General features: G+C 67.0%; 13 protein-coding genes. 6 read left to right on the top strand and 7 right to left on the bottom strand.

Annotation, left to right across the window (positions count from 1 at the left end; all coding sequences use genetic code 11):
- Positions 1-72: 72 nt before the first annotated feature.
- The 4 genes from DGI_RS13290 to DGI_RS13275 all read right to left on the bottom strand — a co-directional run bounded on the left by DGI_RS13290 (position 73) and on the right by DGI_RS13275 (position 4,134).
- Positions 73-885, bottom strand: a complete 813-nt coding sequence (locus tag DGI_RS13290; RefSeq protein ID WP_021761645.1) for a hypothetical protein — start codon at positions 883-885, stop codon at positions 73-75.
- Positions 886-1,063: 178 nt separating this feature from the next.
- Complete coding sequence (locus tag DGI_RS13285) at positions 1,064-1,444, bottom strand: hypothetical protein (RefSeq protein WP_235619963.1); 381 nt, start codon at positions 1,442-1,444, stop codon at positions 1,064-1,066.
- Positions 1,444-2,790: a YIP1 family protein gene (locus DGI_RS13280; RefSeq protein ID WP_021761640.1), complete on the bottom strand. Its 1,347-nt coding sequence runs from the start codon at positions 2,788-2,790 to the stop codon at positions 1,444-1,446. The genes DGI_RS13285 and DGI_RS13280 overlap by 1 nt, the downstream gene beginning before the upstream one ends.
- Positions 2,791-2,904: 114 nt before the next feature.
- Positions 2,905-4,134, bottom strand: a complete 1,230-nt coding sequence (locus tag DGI_RS13275) for a glycosyltransferase (protein WP_051286617.1) — start codon at positions 4,132-4,134, stop codon at positions 2,905-2,907.
- 93 nt (positions 4,135-4,227) lie between these two features.
- Here DGI_RS13275 and DGI_RS18825 point away from each other — a divergent pair, with 93 nt between their 5' ends.
- Entirely contained in the window at positions 4,228-5,004 is a 777-nt protein-coding gene (locus tag DGI_RS18825; protein ID WP_051286616.1) for a DUF2092 domain-containing protein, read from the top strand.
- Here DGI_RS18825 and DGI_RS18900 read toward each other — a convergent pair.
- Positions 5,001-5,249 (bottom strand): hypothetical protein, encoded by a 249-nt coding sequence (locus DGI_RS18900; RefSeq protein ID WP_162148910.1) that lies wholly within the window; start codon positions 5,247-5,249, stop codon positions 5,001-5,003. The two genes, DGI_RS18825 and DGI_RS18900, sit on opposite strands and share 4 nt — an antisense overlap.
- Positions 5,250-5,478: 229 nt before the next feature.
- Here DGI_RS18900 and DGI_RS18895 point away from each other — a divergent pair, with 229 nt between their 5' ends.
- On the top strand, positions 5,479-5,751 hold the full coding sequence (locus DGI_RS18895; protein WP_162148909.1) for a hypothetical protein: 273 nt from the start codon (positions 5,479-5,481) through the stop codon (positions 5,749-5,751).
- Between the two features lie 58 nt (positions 5,752-5,809).
- On the opposite strand, the gene DGI_RS17430 is transcribed toward DGI_RS18895, so the two are convergent.
- On the bottom strand, positions 5,810-6,694 hold the full coding sequence (locus tag DGI_RS17430; protein WP_021761634.1) for an esterase/lipase family protein: 885 nt from the start codon (positions 6,692-6,694) through the stop codon (positions 5,810-5,812).
- Between the two features lie 50 nt (positions 6,695-6,744).
- Between DGI_RS17430 and DGI_RS13250 the strand changes: the two genes are divergently transcribed.
- Together DGI_RS13250 and DGI_RS13245 are read left to right on the top strand one after the other, a co-directional pair.
- Positions 6,745-7,254, top strand: a complete 510-nt coding sequence (locus tag DGI_RS13250; RefSeq protein WP_021761633.1) for a nitroreductase family protein — start codon at positions 6,745-6,747, stop codon at positions 7,252-7,254.
- 156 nt (positions 7,255-7,410) lie between these two features.
- Positions 7,411-7,701 carry a flagellar biosynthesis anti-sigma factor FlgM gene (locus tag DGI_RS13245; protein WP_021761632.1) on the top strand — a complete coding sequence of 97 codons (291 nt, stop codon included), beginning with the start codon at positions 7,411-7,413 and terminating at the stop codon, positions 7,699-7,701.
- A gap of 3 nt (positions 7,702-7,704) precedes the next feature.
- Here the strand turns inward: DGI_RS13245 and DGI_RS19280 are convergent, their stop codons facing one another.
- Complete coding sequence (locus tag DGI_RS19280; RefSeq protein ID WP_021761631.1) at positions 7,705-8,628, bottom strand: lytic transglycosylase domain-containing protein; 924 nt, start codon at positions 8,626-8,628, stop codon at positions 7,705-7,707.
- Between the two features lie 150 nt (positions 8,629-8,778).
- On the opposite strand from DGI_RS19280, the gene DGI_RS13235 reads away from it, so the two are divergent.
- Complete coding sequence (locus tag DGI_RS13235; protein WP_021761630.1) at positions 8,779-14,361, top strand: alpha-2-macroglobulin family protein; 5,583 nt, start codon at positions 8,779-8,781, stop codon at positions 14,359-14,361.
- Entirely contained in the window at positions 14,336-16,717 is a 2,382-nt protein-coding gene (pbpC, locus tag DGI_RS13230) for a penicillin-binding protein 1C (protein WP_021761629.1), read from the top strand. The genes DGI_RS13235 and pbpC overlap by 26 nt, the downstream gene beginning before the upstream one ends.
- Positions 16,718-16,791: the final 74 nt, after the last annotated feature.

The following is a 16,791-nucleotide window of genomic DNA, read 5'->3' as shown; positions in this document are numbered from 1 at the left end:
TGCGGTACGCATCAAAACACCGGACCCGGAGGGAGTGCCCTTCGGGTCCGGTGTTTTTTTGACGATCAGGCGTTACAGCAGGCTCGGGGGCGGCGGGGGCGGACCATCCTCCACGGGCTGGCGCACCTCGCTGCCATACAGGTACTGCTGGGAGGCCGGCACGTTGGGAGAAAGCAGGGTGCCGTCGGTGGCGTTGGCCTGGTTCACCTGCCGCTGATGCGCCAGTTGCTCGGGCGTGGGCCTGAGCCAGCGCTGCATGGGGATGGCCATGTTGCGGGCAATGGAGGCCGTGATGGCGTACACCGGGTCGGCGGGGAGATTGTTTCTGAGGAAGAAGACCAGATAGTCATGCGTCTGGATGGATTCCATGCTGCCGGAATGCGCCATGGACCAGACGAGCTGCCCGGAACGGGCGTCGTAGATCTCCAGGCGGATGGCCACCTCGCTCTTGCCCACGCTGCCGCCGGCGAGCAGCCGCGTCACCCGGCCGGTGATGGCCAGATCCGCCCCCTTGGAGCGCGCAATGGCCACGGCCTGGCTCTGCCCGAAGTTGGCGTGCTGCCCTGAGATGCTTTCCTCGAACTCCATCACCGGGAACAGCTTTTGCGACAGCCAGGTCTGATAGAACAGCCGGGCGACCTCGCGGCCGTAATGGCTGGAGTGGTCCATGGCCTGCTGCATGCGGAAGGGCAGAAACACGGCGGTGTACGGCCGTTCCGCATGCTGGGCCGGGTGGACATACACCTGCGGCGAGTACGCCACCGTGACCGGCGGTTCAATCTGCAACACCGGCGTGGAGGCAAGGTCGAAGGAGCTGCCGGAACAGCCCGCGGTGAGCAGGGCAGCGGCGACAAGGGTCCATTTGTGCAGAAAGGTGCGAAACATGCTCGTGCTCCCATGGTGGCAGGAACCGGCCGCAACGCGGCAAGCGTCACGCGGCTGGCGGGATGCCGTGATGGAAGCAAGAATCGTTCCGCAACAAACGGGTGCCAGGGCATTTTATCTTTGAGAAGAGTTCCTGGGGGAACCCCTTTCTGTAGANCTTTTTCAAAATTAAAATGCCCTACTGCAGAGTGGTGGTGGGCGCCGGGGCGTTCTGCACCGTCTCCATGAGCTGGTTGCGGGAGTGCAGCAGACTTTTTCTGATCTCCAGACGCTTCTGGGAAGAAAGCCGCCGGAATTGCGGGGTGGCCGCCAGCCGGTCCAGCTGCTCCATTTCGTCCATAATACGCTTGATGCGCTCCTGAAAGGCATGCTGCCGGGGCCACAGGGCGCGACACAGGCCGGCCAGTTCGCGCAGTTCCCGGGCCAGGTCGCGGAAGGATTCGGCCGTCAATTCGCGTTCCAGTTGACGGCGTTCCCGCAGGGCGTCAAGCGTCCGACGCAGATCGTGGCGCATCTGGCACAGCCGCGTGCGCATCCAGGCGCGCAGCCTCCGCAGCATCAGGCCCCGCCTCCCAGAATGGACAGCCCCACCCCCAGGCCAAGGGCCAGGAGCATGCCCAGCACCGCGAACAGGACGGCAACAAGGACAATCACGAACAGGACGGCCAGGATCACCCTGCCATAGCTGGTGCCGTGGATGTTCTTCAGGCTGATGAACATCAGCACAAAGCCCCAGATACCGCCGATAACCGGACCCACGAATGGAATGATGGTGCACAGTGACACCGCGGTGCCATAGGCCATGGCGCGGAAGGTGCCTTCGTAGCCGTTGCCGGCGGCCTTGAAGACGCGCAGGGCCAGGGTGGTGAAGAAGGAGTGGATGCACAGGCCGATGGCGATGAGGAGCGGCATGGCGACGACCAGGCCGATGGTCACGGCGGCCAATGCGGTCTGGCTCATGCCGGCGTCGTCGTTCAGGGAAATCGAGAGGCCGGCTTCCTGATAGATCAGGGTGATCAGCGCCTGGAACGTGCCCATGAGCATGGCGAAGATCAGGGGCTTGGAGACGCCGCCGCCCACGGGCATGTGGCGGAAGAAGGACGAAGGCGCGAACAGCACGGCCTTGCTGGTGGCGACCAGGGCCTTCAGCCAGCCGCCATGCTCCCGGGGGTGTTCCCAGGGGACGTCGTTGTGCCGGCCGCCGCGTTCCTGCTGGCGCTGGTGGTCGCGCATGTAGGAGGGCTGGGCAAAGTCCTCGGCTGCGCCCCTGGTCTGAGAGGTCTGAGAGGTCTGCGAGGCATGAGAGGGCTGGGCGGCGCCTGTGTTGCGGCGGGTATAGCGCAGGAAGCCCGGTTCGCCCTGGGCCTGTTCCGCGGCCTGTTCCTGGGCCTGTTCCGCGGCATATTCGGCTTCTGCGGCTTCTTCCAGGGGGTTTTTGATCAGCCTGTGCGTCTGGGCTGGCCCTGCCGGCTGGCTTCGATCACGCCCGGCAGCAACGCCCGGGGGGAACCCTGGCGCCGGGGAACCATGCCTGGACGGCGCGGCGGTATCCGGATCAAAGGCCGGGGGCACGGCACCGGGAGGCATGGCCTCCAGGCGGTTCCAGATGCCTTCCCCGGGATCACCCGGCGCGGTCGGCGGCCTGAGGCCCACACGGCCGGGGGCCTGCGCCTGCCGGGAACCCGGCAAGGGCGGCGCGCTGGCAGGCGGCGGAGGCGTTCCCGCCGCCGGTGGCGTTCCTGCAGGACGGGCGGGCGGTGCCGCCGGCGCAGCGGCTTCGTCCGGCAGCTCCCGAAATTGAAATTTGATCTTGCATCTCGGACAGGTGGCCACCTTGGCGTTGGCAGGCACCTTGTCGTCGGGAAGCTCGCGGGCAAACTGGCACTTGGGGCAGACGATTTGCATGGAACACCTTCATGATGTCTGAATAACGCCTCATATCCCGACACGTTCGCCAAATCAAGGGCGCGATGCAGGACGCCCCGCAACACCATCGAATTTTCTCCTGTCCGGCGGGGATCACGCGCCGGGAGCGCCCAGGCGTCGCGGCAGCAGCAGGCCTTCCGGCGCGGCCGCCAGGAGGTGGTGCAAGACGTTTCGTGGCAGGACAGGATATTCCTGCTGCAGCAGGTGTTGCGGCCGTCCGCCCAGCACATCGAACCGGGCCAGCTTGGCTGCCAGATCGGCCGGGGTTTTGCGCAGGCGCTGTTCATGGCGGATATGCAGCTGGCAGGCCACGGCCTGGCCGCCGGGGAGGGAATCCACCCCCTGGAGCCGCTCGTGCACGGCCCCGGCAAAGTGCAGACCCGGCCGGCGGCGGAAGAGCCGCAGTTGCAGATCCGGCCACAGGCCGTAGCCGATGAGGCAATGTTCGGCATCCGGGTGCAGCGTCTCCCGCGGCAGCCACCAGGCATCCACATCCGGCGCAGCCATCAGGGAGGGCAACGCCGCCCAGACCTCCGGCGGCAGGCGCTCGTCGGCGTCCAGCAACAACACCCACTCGCCGCCGCACAGGGACAAGGCATGGTTGCGCTGCTGATGGAAGCCGTCCGTCAGCGGCCGGGCTTCCTGCCGCACCGGCCAGGGCGTTGCCGGCATGTCTGCCAGATCCCGGAGATCTGGCGCATCCCACACCAGCACGGCCTCGGTGAGCCAGGGCGGCAGGTGGGCGAAAAATCCCGCCAGATCGGGTTCCTGTGGATGCAGGATGGCCGCCAGACTGAGGGACGGCGCAACGGTGGCAGGCGTTGCAGGCACGGAAAAGGGCCGCACTGCCGGCAGCAGCCGGGCCAAGCGCACCAGGGCGTCTTCCTGTGGGGCGGTCTGCAGGGGCTGCACGGTCTCGCCGGCCCAGCCGGCCGCAGTCAGCAGCAGCAGCAGGGCCCAGGGAGAGGAGTCCGCCAGCAGGGGAACATGGGGCCAGGCCGCGCGGATGTGTCGGGCATGATCCAGGCGGGTTTCCACCACCAGACACGGCAGGCCGGTTGCGGTCAGGTGCGGCAGCAGGGCCGTTTCCGCGCCGAGCGCCAGGAGCCGGCTGCGGCCGGCAGCCTGCATGAGCCGCTGCGCCCGGGCCAGCAGAGCCTGAGGCGAGGCAACGGGACCAGAAAGTGCGGCCGCGTCGACGTGGCCTGCGCCTGCCATGCGGAAGGACAGGACTTCTGCGGTCCAGGTGTCCAGAATGTACCGGGCATCCATCATTTCCAAAGGGGATACCACCACGCCGCCGCTGTCAACAAGAATCGACAATGCATTGCCACACGCTCCATGGCGTGGCATACTGGTGGCAATCAAACATCACACGCGGTGCGTGTGGGGCATACCTATACGGAGGAACAAGGCATGCGAAGGCTCAACGTGGCGTTGCTGCTGGGGCTGGCGGTGTGGGTGTTCGGCAGCATGGGGAACGCGATGGCCCAGCCGGCGGCCGGCAAGGGCGACGGCGATGGCCTGGAACCCCGGGCTGCTGCCGTGTATCGGAACATGTGCACCGCCATGGATGCGCTGCAGAGTTTTTCCGTGCAGGCAGACGTGCTGGTGGATACCGTGTTTGAGGACGGCGTCAAAATTCAGTACGGCCGCCAGACGTCGCTGGATGTGCGCCGGCCGGACCACTTCCGTACCGTCACCCGAGGCGATGATTTCACCGTGTCCACCTATTTCAACGGGCAAACCTTCACCCTGGCCCTGCCCAAGATGGGACGCTACGGCGCCGTGCAGGCAGGCACGGATACCAACGCCCTGCTGCAAAAGCTCTCCACGGAATACGGGCTTGATTCCCCCCTGGGCGACGTGCTCATGAACAAGCCCTGCGAGGCCGTGCAGCCCACTGACGGCTATTACATCGGGATATCCATGGTGGAGGGCGTGGCCTGCCATCATCTGCTGTTCGTGGGCGAGGACGTGGACTGGCAGCTGTGGGTGGAGGATTCCTCCCGCTCCCTGCCGCGCAAACTGGTCATTACCGAAAAGCAGTTGCCGGCCTCGCCCCAGTTTGCGGCCGTGTTGCGGGACTGGAAAATGGTCAAACATCCGAGCACCACCTTTGTGTACACACCGACTTCAGGATGCACTTTCGATGCCGCCATGTTCGCCAACACCACGGCCGCCGCGCCCTAGGAGGTCGTCATGTCCAGCCAATGGAAACGCATGGCGATGACGCTCGTGCTGGCAGTCTGCCTGCTGGTCACGGGGGTGCCCTTGGTGGAAGGCAGGGGAGGGCGCGGTGGTGGCGGCGGGCCTCGCGGTCCGGCCATGCACGCGCCCAGGGGCGCGGTGGGCGCAAGACCCAAGCCCGCCATGCGCGCGCCGGCGCCGCGTCCTCCGCAGGCTTCGCGACCGCCGCAAGCCTCGCGGGCTGGCATGGGTGCTGCGCCGCGAGGACGCGTTGGCGCACCACCTCCCCCGGCGCGAGCAGCCGGGGGGGCATGGGTGCCGGCCCCGGCCCAGCGTCCTCCGGCAACCAGACCTCCCGGTGCACGTCCTCCCGGCGCACGTCCTCCTGGCGCACGTCCTCCTGGCGCAGTGCCTCCTGGCGCAGTGCCTCCTGGGGGACGCCCTCCAGTGCCCCCACCGCCAGGGATGCGGCCGCCCGTGCCGCCGCCCGTTCGTCCGCCCGTGTATCCGCCGGTCCGGCCACCCGTGCCCGTGCCCGTGCCTGTGCCCGTGCCGCGGGCCTATGCCCCAGGCTACGTCAATCCGTATGCCGTGGGAATCGCCGCGGGGGCGCTGCTGGCATTGCCGGCAACAGCCATCCTCCTTTCGACAAGCAACAACCAGAAGGTCTATGTGGTGGACACGAAATGCTACCTCGAACACCGCGACAGCAGCGGCAAGGCGTACTATGAAGAGATTGTCTGCCCGTAGGCAAGGGATTGTCAGCCTGCACGCCGCCGTCCGGGACCATCGCCCGGGCGGCGGTTTTTTATGGAAGAGACGTCGCGGGGAGGGACGAGACGGCCCCGGCCAGGAACTGCGCCGTGCGGCGGGCCGTGGGCTCGTGGTGGATCATCCCCACATGGCACACCGGTGCGCCGGCTTCCAGGGTCCAGCCGGGCAGGGCGATGTCGCTGCCGTCGGCCGGCAGGACGAAGTTGTCCAGGGGGGTGGTCAGGGCCAGGACCGGACACGCCGGCGGCTGGTCCCGGGCCTCCAGCACCCGGATGAGCGGGCCGTGATACAGCAGGGACCGCGCCAGCCGCCCGATGCCCAGGGCGGCCAGCCGGCTGCCGCCATGGGGCGCGCCGAGGGTCACAGCGGCGGCCACCTTGCAGGTTTCGCCGTCCATGCAGTGCGGGCTGGAGAGGTAGCCGCGGATCAGCAGGCCGCCCAGGCTGTGCCCCACCAGCACCACCGGTTCGCCGGGGTGGGCGGCGCGCAGGGCATCCACGGCGCGGGCGAGTTTTTCCAGAATGGTGAAATAGTCCGTGCCAAAGGACCAGTAGTGCAGGGCCTTCGTGCGGGTGAAGCCGTCTCGGGCCAGCCAGCGCCGGAAGAGCAGCCAGGCGGAGGCGTTGTGGTACAGACCATGAACAAACAGCACCGGCGGCCGCTCGGACTCGCCCTCCGTGCGGTGCAACGCGGGAAACAGGCCCAGGGGATAGAGGCCGTAGGCCAGCACATGCGATCGGATGCTGGAGAGCAGCAGCCGGACCATGGCCTGCGGCAGGGAGAGTCGCCATCGTGTGGCCAGGAACCCCGCGTGGCCGGTGTTCACGGCTTCGTACAACCAGAACAGGCTGGTAAGCCCGGTCATCACCAGAATCCCCAGGGCCAGCGGCAGCAGCACGGCGACGATGACAATTTGCATGGCATGCACTATACGAAGGGGAAAGTTGTACTGTCAACCAGGAGGATTCCATGGACTGTCTGACCGCCATTCACACCCGCCGCAGCATCCGGGACTACACGGCAGCGCCCGTGACCGAGGCCCAGGTGGAAACCCTGCTGCGAGCGGCCATGGCTGCGCCGTCTGCCGGCAATGCCCAGCCCTGGGAATTCGTGGTGGTGCGGGATGCCGCCATGCTGCAGGTGGTGGCCGAGATTCACCCCTATGCCAGGATGGCCCCCAAGGCTCCCCTGGGCGTGCTGGTGTGCGGGGATGTTTCCCGCGAGAAGTACCCCGGCTTCTGGCCGCAGGACTGCGCCGCCGCGGTGCAGAATCTGTTGCTGGCTGCCACGGCCCTGGGCCTGGGCACGGTCTGGACGGGGATTTATCCTGTGGAAGAGCGGGTCGCCGTGTTCCGGGCACGTTTCCGCCTGCCGGAACGGCTGGTGCCGTTCTGCTTCATTCCGGTGGGCCATCCACGGGAGGCCAAGGGGCCAGTGGATCGGTTCGACGAATCCAGAATCCATGCTGAGGGAGTGTAAATTTTAGTCAACACCAAGGGGGGGTTGGAGGATAAAGCGCAGTAACATCGCTAGTTTGAGCCTGTCTGCCCTAATAATTAAGCACCCCGTGGCCGATATGAATGACAATGGAAGAAGTGGCCGCGGCGGCGGTCCAAAATTGTCAAGGGGCGGCAGATGGATGTCAAAAAGCTCATCGCAGGCGCGGAAGTCTCTCCCGAAGAGACGACCAGGGCCAGGCAACGCGGCACGGAGGCTCGCCAGCACGGGACATCCTCCAAGGATCGCGTGACCCTGAGTGCCCGCCGCGTGACAGCCGATGACGCTGCCGCGCACGCCGCCGAACAGGCCGCCCGGGCCGAAAAGGTCCGCCTGCTCAAGGAAGCTGTCCGCACCGGGTCATACCGGGCAGACATCCAGGAAGTGGCCCGCAATCTGCTCTTCAGCGATTTCAAGCCGCTGGAATAACAATCACGATTTGTTTTTATCGCTGTGTGGACGGGGGGCGTCCCGGTTCGGCAGGCTCAGAATATGGGCCTGTCGGGCCAGGATGCGCGTCACATAGTCCCGCGTTTCGGCAAAGGGCGGTACACCGCCATATTTCTCCACGTTCTGCGGCCCGGCGTTGTAGGCAGCCAGGGCCAGGGACGTCTCCTTGAAGGTGCGCAGCATCCATCGCAGGTAGGTGGCCCCGGCCTTGATGTTGGCGTCGGCGTCAAAGGGCGTGGTCAGGCCCAGCAGACGCTGCGTATCCGGCATGATCTGCATGATTCCTTCCGCTCCCTTGGGGGAGACGGCCGTGGCGCAGAAGTTGCTCTCCTGTTCGATGACGCAATACACCAGCACCGGGTCCAGCAGGTTGGCCGTGGCATGGCGCTGGATGGCGGCCATGAGCGCGCGGGTGGCCTGGGGATGCGGATAGGGCCGCGAGGCGGCCCAGGCTGCCAGCCGATCCGGAGACCAGGAACTGGCCGGCGTGCCCCTGAATACGCCCGGGGGCGGAGCCGGCGGCAGGTTGGTGAAGCCGGTGAGGGGGCCTTGCGGCTCCATGATGGCCTGCTTTTCCCGCAACAATCGCAGCAGTTCGACATGGGCCGGTCGTGCCGTCTGGCCACCGCCCGTCTGGCCCGTCTGGCCCGTCTGGCCCGTCTGGCCAGTCGCGCCAGTCGCGCCAGTCGCGCCAGTTGCAGGGGCCTTCAGGCCCCGCGGCGGGCGCTCGATGGTTCCCTCGTACAGCGGCTTGTACCGCTCGTTCACCCTGGTGCGGGAAAGATGCAGCATGCCCAGGGGATCTTCGTAGCCATACACGGTATAGGCCGCGGCCGGCGCGCCGTGCAGCACGCACCAGACCAGCAGACCCGGCACCACAAGAGCGTAAAGGGGACGAATGGACATGTCTCCAGTGTAAGGGACATTCCGTTCCAGTCAAGCCGGCGGGCGAGGACACGCGAAATACACCTTCGCTTGTGTTTATTCCGCACAGCATGTAAGGAAGAAACTCGAGAAAAATTTTCGCAGTCCGCCTTTTGTCAAGGAGAGAGCACCATGCCCCAGCGTTGCGCTGCTGGAATTGCCCGCGATTGCCGCTGGAACCCGATCCCTCGCTTGCTGTCTGCCTGGCTGCCGGTGCTGCCAGCGGTGCTGCTGGCGGGCCTCGTGTGGCTGACGGGCGTGGCGGCGGCCCAGTCTCCGCCTGCAGCCGCTGCCGGCAATGCCGTGCGCATCGCCGCCATGACCATGGACGGTCAGGCGCGCAGTTTCGTGCTCATCGCCTTCGACCAGCCCGTGGCCCAGGGCCGGGTGGGCAAGATCACCGGCGGCGCGCCCGCGGTGCTGGATCCGCGTATTGAGGGGACTTGGTCCTGGATCAGCCCTTTTGTGCTGCGATTCGACGCCAATACGCCCCTCAGGCAGAACGCCCGGTACAAGATCTCCTTCAACCAGGCCCGGCTGCTGCCCAAAGGCATGCGCCTGGCGGATGGTGAGACGGCCTTTCTGAAAACCGGCGTCTTCGGCGTTCGCAAGCTCGAAGTCACGCAGGAAACCGATCCCAAAGCGCCCGCCAAGACCATCCTGCGCGGCGTGCTGGAGCTGAGCGAGGCCGTGGATCCGGAACAGCTCCTCAAATTCCTTACCCTCAAGGACCCTGCCGGCAAGCAGCAGGAGATTTCCCTGCAGACCACGTGGCGCTCCCGCCACCTCACCTTTGCCGCCGGGCCGTTTCCTCGTACCAAGGACGCAGCGAAGTACACCTTCACCCTGGCCAAGGGCCTTCGACAGGCCGAGGGCGATCTGGAGCTGGAAGCGCCCTTCACCCGACTGGTGACGGTGCAGCTCAATCCCAACCTCACGGTCAAGAACGCCTCCGCCGTCAGCCGGTCAGGGCAGGGCACGGTGACCATCACCCTTTCCGCCGGAGTGGAGCAGGCGGCAGCGCGGGACGCCATCCGCGTGGAGCCGCCGGTGGCCTATTCCGTGGTCGCCTCGGGGGAAGAGGTGCTGCTTAACGGGAAGTTCGCTCCCGGGCAGACGTACACCATCACCCTGGCCAAGGGACTCAAGGCCCTGGACGGCGCCCGGCTGCAGCAGGGCGTGACCGTGCGGGCCGACATGCCGGATCTGGAACCCACCCTGGGCTTTTCCGGCAAGGGCGTGTTTCTCTCCAAGGCCGGTTTCAAGACGCTGGGCCTGACCTCGGTGAACACCGACACCGCCAGTCTGGCCGTGGATCGCGTCTACCGCAACAATCTCTTCCTCCTCCTGGGTCAGTATTCCAGCGGTACCCTGCTGGAAGACGAGAACTACGGCGGCGAGGTGTACGATTACCTGGGCGACCGGCTGCTCTCCAAGGACATCACCCTGCCGGCGGACACGAACGTGGAGCAGGCGACGCCCCTGGAACTGGACAGCCTGATTCCCGCAGACGAAAAAGGCCTGTTCCGCATCTCCGCCGCCCTGCCGGGACGCTACAGCGCCGCCCAGCGCTGGGTGCTGCTCACGGATATCGGGCTGGTGGCCAAACTGGGCGTGGATGAACTGGTGGTCAGCGCGGCCTCGGTGGATTCCCTGCAGGCCCTGCCGGACGTCAGGCTGACGCTGCTCAGCTATCAGAATCAGGTGCTGGCCACGGGCAAAACCAGCGAGCAAGGTCTGTGGGAAGTGGCCCTGGACAAGGCCGCCCTGGAAAAGCACCGGCCCTATCTGCTGCTGGCCGAAACCGACGACGACTTCTCCTTCCTGCTCTTCGATCAGTTCCGCATCGACCAGACCGGCCAGGACGTGGGCGGCCTGCAGATGGCCCAGGCCGGCTACACGGCCTATCTCTACGGCGAACGCGATCTCTACCGCCCCGGCGAAACCGCCCACGGCGTGGCGCTGCTGCGCGATGCCAGCCTTGGCACCCCGCCGGCCATGCCCCTCAAGCTCGTGCACAAGGATCCCCGCGGCCAGGAGCTGGCCGCCATGGTGATCAAAAGCGATGCCCAGGGCGTGGCGACATTCGATCTGGACATCCCCCCCTTCGCCCTGACCGGCCGCTATCTGGTGGAATGTCTGGTGGCGGACAAGGTGGTGGGCGAATATCGCTATCAGGTGGAAGAATTTCTCCCGGACCGCATCAAGGTGGACGTGCAGGCCCCGGACGCCGAACCCCGGGTTGGTCAGGCCCTGCGCTTCACCGTGGACAGCCGCTACTTTTTCGGCCCGCCGGCCTCGGCCCTGCCCGTGGAAGCCACGGTGCGGCTCAAGCCCGCGCCGTTCTCCTCCAAAGCGTTTCCGGGGTATCTGTTCGGCAATGCGGACCTGAAATTCCAGGATCAGGAAATTTTCAACAAGGAAGGGGTGCTGGATGAGGAAGGGCGCATCAGCCTGGAGACCGTCATCCCCGAGGGCGTGCGCCCGCCTGCAGCTCTGCAGGCGGAAATGGTGGCCCGCGTGCGCGAGCGCGGCGGCCGCGGCGTGGCGGCCCGGCTCACCCGCACCGTGCACGCCTACGCGCGCTATGTGGGCATCAAGCAATTGGGCCGCACCGGCGTGAATCCCGGCGAGCCCATGACCTTTGACTATGTGGTGGTGGACCCGGACGGCAACCGCACCGAGGCCGCCGCATCCCTCAAGGCCGTGATCTGGAAGGATCAGTGGCAGACTGTGCTGCGCAAGACGCCTTCCGGCAGCTTCCGCTACGAGTCCGAGCGCCAGAGCGTGCCCATGGAGGAACTCAGCCTCACCGCGGCCGGCGGGCAGGGCAGCTTCCAGTGGACGCCCCCGGACTTCGGCAGCTACCGCGTGGAGATTGCGGACGAGCAGGGCGGCGCGGCCTCCCAGGCCACCTTCTATGCCGGCGGCTGGGGCTATTCGCCCTGGGCCGTGGAGAATCCGGCCACCCTGGAACTGGTGCCGGACAAGGCCGAGTACAAGCCCGGCGAGACGGCCACCGTGCAGATCCGCGCCCCCTTTGCCGGCCGTGTGCTGGTGACCGTGGAAAAGGATCGCGTCTACGATCTGCAACTGCACCCCATGGAGGGCAACACGGCCACGGTCTCCTTCCCCGTCACCGAGGCCTATTCGCCCAACGTGTACATAAGCGCCATCCTGGTGCGCAAGGCCGGGGAAATCGAGCCCGGCATGGTCGGCCGCGCCGCGGGCTGGACGCCGCTGTTTGTGGACCGCGAGGCCAATCGTCCGGCCATCGCCTTTTCCCTGCCCCCGATGATGCGTCCCGAGGGGCCGTTGACCATCGAGGCCGTCACCGATCCTGACGCCGTGGTGACCCTGGCCGCCGTGGACGAGGGCATCCTGCAGCTCATCAATCAGAAAACCCCTAACCCCTTTGGCCATTTTTACGCCAAGCGGGCCTTGGAGATGAATTCCTACGACACCTTCGCCATGCTGCTGCCCGAGGTGAATCCCACCGAAGGCCGATCCCCGGCCGGCGGCGACGATGGCCGTGCCGGCCAGTTCGTGCGCACGGAATCCCTGCGCCGGGTCAAGCCGGTGCGGTTCTGGTCCGGCCCGCTGGTGGCCGACAGCCAGGGCAAGGTGCGCTGGACCATCGAGGTGCCGGACTTCAACGGCGCACTGCGGGTGATGGCCGTGGTTGCCAAGGGCAAACGGTTCGGCTCGGCGCAGGAACAGGTCCAGGTGCGTGCGCCGGTCATCGTCTCGGCCACCTTCCCCCGATTCCTGTCCTTTGGGGAAGCGGTGAAGATTCCCGTGTCCGTGCGCAATGATATCGGCCAGGACGCCACCTTCCAGGTGCAGTTGATGGCGGATGGACCGGCCGGGGTCAAGGGCGGCAACCAGACCGTGGCCGTGTCGCAGGGGCGGGAGTCGCTGGTCTATTTCGATCTGACCACCGAGGACGCCGAAGGCATCGTCGCGGCCACGGCCACGGCGGGCACCATGAACGGCACGCAGGCCCTCTCGGGCAAGGACGGCGTGGAATTCATGGTCCGGGCGCCGCTGCCGGCCCGCACCGTGGTCGAGTCTGGCTCCCTGGCGGAATCCTCCGTGACGGTGGCGATTCCCACGGAAGCCGCCTTCATCCCCGGCACGGTGCGCCGCGAGGTGCATGTGGGCCGCTTCCCGCTGCTGCGCTATGCCGGCAGCCTCAAGGACCTGCTGGGCTACCCGTACGGCTGCCTGGAACAGACCGTCTCCCAGGCCTTCCCGTTGCTGTATTTTGCAGACATGGCCGCGGCCCTGGAGCCGGCGCTGTTCCGGCAGCGCAGCGCCCAGGCCATGGTGCAGAGCGCCATTCGTCGCGTGCAGACCATGCAGACCCAGGACGGCGGCTTCGCCATGTGGCCCGGCAGCAAGAAGTCCTGGCCCTGGGCCACGGTGCAGGCTGCGCACTTCCTCACGGAAGCCAAGGCCGCAGGCTTCCAGGTGGGCGAGGCCATGTATGCCAAGACCCTGGACGCCCTGGGGACGATGCTCAAGGAACATGAGGACACGTCCTCCGCCGGCCTCAAAACCCTGGCCTACGCCGCCTTTGTGCTGGCCAAGGCCGGCAAGGCCGATCGCGGGTCCATGGACTATCTGCAGGAAGAGCACGGCAAGGCCCTGCGTCCCGGGGCGGCCACACTGTTGGGCGGCGCGTTTGCCTTGTCCGGCAATGTCCAGGCCATGGAAAGCCTGCTGGAACACAAGTGGAAGGTGGAGGACCTCGCCCGCAGCACCGGCGGTGCGCTGGATTCCTCCATCGGCAACCTGGCCCTGCGCGTGCTGGTGCTGCAGGAAGTCCTGCCCGGCGACCGGCGCGTGGAGGAGCTGATCAGACATCTGGTACGGTTGATGGACGCCTCGCGCTTCCGCAGCACCCAGGAGAACAGCTTCGCCTTCCTGGCCCTGGGCAGCTATTTCCGGGCGCAGCAGGCCAAGGGACCGTTCTCCGGCGCGGTGTACCGGGGCGAGGAGAAGCTCGGCACCTTCAGCGACACCGCCCCCCTGTCCCTGACCGGCACAAAGGCCATCATGGATGACGGGCCGCTGACCATCGCCCTGGATCCCGGCAGCGCCCCGCAGGAAGGCGCGGTGTACTACACCGTGTTCACCACCGGCCTGCCCGAAACGGCCTCGCACAAGCCGGTGGCTGACGGCCTGGAACTGCAGCGCGAGTTCCTCACCCGCGACGGCAAGCCCGTGAACATGCAGGCCCTCAAGCAGGGTGATCTGGTGGTCATGCGCACCCGGCTGCGCTCCACCGTGGGCGGTGTGGACAACGTGGCCGTCTCCACCCTGTTGCCGGCCGGGTTGGAGGTGGAGAATCCCCGTCTGGCCACCTCCGAACGGCTGCCCTGGGTGGAGCAGGTGGCGGAAGTGGGACATCAGGACATTCGGGACGACCGCATTGTCACCTTCCTGGATCTGCCCGGCAAGGACTGGGTGAACCTGTATGCCCTGCTGCGGGCTGTCACGCCCGGGGCCTTCATCACCCCGCCGGCCCAGGCGGAAGCAATGTACGATCCGGCCCTGCTGGCGACGGGCGAGCTGTCCACCACAGTCATCGGCGTGGATCAGACCGGCGGTGGCAAGGCGGCTCCGGTGCCGACACGAACCATCAAAAAGAAGACGGCCGAGGAGGCCGATTCCGGAGCCGGCCATGCCCTGGCCAGCGTGGTGCAGTAGGATTTTCCGGCGGCGCGCCTTCGCCTCGCTCGGCCTCTGGGGCGGGGGCGCGCTGTTGCTGCTCTGGCTGGTCTTTCTCGGGCTGGACCAACTCTTTCCCTTTCCCTGGGATGCCCTCAATCAGACGCCGGCCGTGACGGTGCAGGACCGCCATGGCAGGCCCCTGCGCGTCTTTTTGCCGCCGGATGGCCGCCGCCGGCAGCCTGTGCCCCTGGCGCAGGTCTCGCCGCTGTTTCGGGCCGTGCTGGTGGCTTCCGAGGACCGCCATTTCCACCGCCATCCCGGCGTCAATCCCCTCGCCATCCTGCGGGCGGCCGTCATGAACCTGCGGGCCGGGCGGGTGGTCTCGGGCGGGTCCACCATCACCATGCAGCTGGCCCGGCTGTGCGAGCCCCGGGAGCGGACCATCGGGGCCAAACTTCTGGAGTCCTTCCGCGCCCTGCAACTGGAATGGCGGCTCTCCAAGGATGAAATCCTCGAACGCTACATCAACATGACGCCTTACGGCGGCAACGTGGTGGGCGTGGCTGCAGCGGCGGAAAGCTATTTCGGCAAGGATCAGCAGCATCTCTCCCTGGGGGAGGCGGCCCTGCTCACGGTGCTGCCGCGCGCGCCCCAGGGGTACGATCCGGTCAAGAACCCCCAGGCCGCCCGCCGGGCCCGGGATCGCCTGCTGGCCGTGCTGGAGCGGCGCGGCAGGATTGATGCCGTCCAGCGTCGTCAGGCCATGGCCCAGCAACTGCCCGAGGGCGTGACGCCCCTGCCGCGTCTGGCGCCCCATCTGGCGGAACTGGCCAAGGCCCTGGCCGAGCAGCGCCTGCCGCCGGGCGATTCCGGTCGGGTGATGGTGGCGACCACCATCGACCGCGCCCTGCAGACCGCCGTGGAGTCCCGCCTGCGCGACAGCGCCGAATGGATCCGTCGGCAGCGTCTGGAGAATGCGGCCGTGGTGGTCATTGAGAACGAGACCCGCGCCGTGCGCGCCATGGCCGGCTCCATTGAATACATGGACTTCGAGCATCACGGCTTCATCAACGGCTGCCTTATCGCCCGTTCGCCCGGCTCGGCCCTCAAGCCGTTTTTGTATGCCCAGGCCATGGACATGGGGCTCATCGTCCCCAAGTCTTACCTGCTGGATATTCCAACGGATATTTCCGGTTATTCGGTCAGGAATTTCGACGGCACGTTCCAGGGGATGATCACGGTGGAGGCGGCGTTGGTGCAGTCGCGCAACGTGCCGGCCGTGCGGCTGCTGGCCCAGGTGGCCCCGCCGGCGTTCCTGGAGCTGCTGCGGCAGGCGGGCCTCTCCACCCTGAAAAAGACCCCGTATGAGTACGGGCTGCCCCTGGCCCTGGGCGCGTGCGAGGTGACGCTTCTGGAACTGGCCAACGCCTACGCCAGCCTGGCCACCCTGGGCCAGTACCGGCCGCCGGCGCTGCTGCTGCAGGAGGAACAGGCCCCGCCGCCGGCCGCGCGCATTCTTTCCCGCGAGGCCTCCTGGCTGACCCTGGACATGCTCACCCGCGTGGAACGGGCCGACCTGCCCCGCAGCTGGCAGCACGCCAAGGACGCCCCGTCCGTGGCCTGGAAGACCGGCACCAGCTTCGGCCACCGCGATGCCTGGGCCGTGGGCGTCTCCCGGCAATACACCATCGGCGTCTGGGTGGGAAACCTGGATGGCCGGGCGGAGATGGGCATCTCCGGAGCCACCCATGCCGGGCCGTTGCTGTTCGATCTCTTTCGCGTGGTGGAAGGCGCAGGCGCAGCGCTGACGCGGCCCCTGGATCTGGCCCTCACCACCATGGCCGTGTGCGCGGCGGATCATCTGCTGCCCGGCCCGGCCTGCCCCGATCGTACGGAGGTGACGGTCATCGAGGGCCGCACCCGCCTGCCCCGCAGCGAGCTGCATCAGCGGATCTTCGTTCATCCCGAGACGGGCGAGCGCGTGGCCGGGGATTGCCTGCAGCACCTGCCGCACGTGCCACGGCTCGTCAGGCAGTATCCCGTGGAGTTTACCGCCTGGATGCGCGCCCAGGGCGTGCAGGGAGAGGCCATGCCGGCCATGCATCCGACCTGTCACGCCGCCGCGGCCGGCGAGGGACCGCAGGTGGTGTCGCCAGACCCGCGCACCCCGTATCGCCTGCGCAGCGATGCGCCTCGGGAGTTCCAGCGCATCGGTCTCAAGGCCTTTGCCGGGCCGGACGTGCGGGAACTGTTCTGGTATCAGGATGGCAGCCTCAAGGGCTCGGGCGCGCCCGATGCCCAGATCTTCCTGCCCCTGGAGCCGGGCCGGCATACGCTGGTGGTGGTGGACGACCAGGGCCGCGCCTCGCAGGTGGAATATCGCGTGGAATAGCAGCGCGTTCGGAGGGATTTTATCCTTAAAAACAGCTTGTTGGAATGTGTTGGCAGGAGAGGGCGCGAGCGGGG

Origin of the sequence: Megalodesulfovibrio gigas DSM 1382 = ATCC 19364 (assembly GCF_000468495.1) — a bacterium.
Lineage (GTDB): Bacteria > Desulfobacterota > Desulfovibrionia > Desulfovibrionales > Desulfovibrionaceae > Megalodesulfovibrio > Megalodesulfovibrio gigas.
Note: the sequence above shows the minus strand (reverse complement) of the source record. Positions and strands in the feature narration are given on the sequence as shown.

Excerpts from the sequence above, each read along its gene's own strand:
- DGI_RS13245 (WP_021761632.1), top strand. The coding sequence starts at position 7,411 with ATGGATGTCAAAAAGCTCATCGCAGGCGCGGAAGTCTCTCCCGAAGAG.
- DGI_RS13290 (WP_021761645.1), bottom strand. The coding sequence starts at position 885 with ATGTTTCGCACCTTTCTGCACAAATGGACCCTTGTCGCCGCTGCCCTG.
- DGI_RS19280 (WP_021761631.1), bottom strand. The coding sequence starts at position 8,628 with ATGTCCATTCGTCCCCTTTACGCTCTTGTGGTGCCGGGTCTGCTGGTC.
- DGI_RS17430 (WP_021761634.1), bottom strand. The coding sequence starts at position 6,694 with ATGCAAATTGTCATCGTCGCCGTGCTGCTGCCGCTGGCCCTGGGGATT.
- DGI_RS13235 (WP_021761630.1), top strand. The coding sequence starts at position 8,779 with ATGCCCCAGCGTTGCGCTGCTGGAATTGCCCGCGATTGCCGCTGGAAC.
- DGI_RS13280 (WP_021761640.1), bottom strand. The coding sequence starts at position 2,790 with ATGCAAATCGTCTGCCCCAAGTGCCAGTTTGCCCGCGAGCTTCCCGAC.
- DGI_RS18825 (WP_051286616.1), top strand. The coding sequence starts at position 4,228 with ATGCGAAGGCTCAACGTGGCGTTGCTGCTGGGGCTGGCGGTGTGGGTG.
- DGI_RS18900 (WP_162148910.1), bottom strand. The coding sequence starts at position 5,249 with ATGCCAGCCCGCGAGGCTTGCGGCGGTCGCGAAGCCTGCGGAGGACGC.
- pbpC (WP_021761629.1), top strand. The coding sequence starts at position 14,336 with ATGCCCTGGCCAGCGTGGTGCAGTAGGATTTTCCGGCGGCGCGCCTTC.
- DGI_RS13285 (WP_235619963.1), bottom strand. The coding sequence starts at position 1,444 with ATGCTGCGGAGGCTGCGCGCCTGGATGCGCACGCGGCTGTGCCAGATG.
- DGI_RS13250 (WP_021761633.1), top strand. The coding sequence starts at position 6,745 with ATGGACTGTCTGACCGCCATTCACACCCGCCGCAGCATCCGGGACTAC.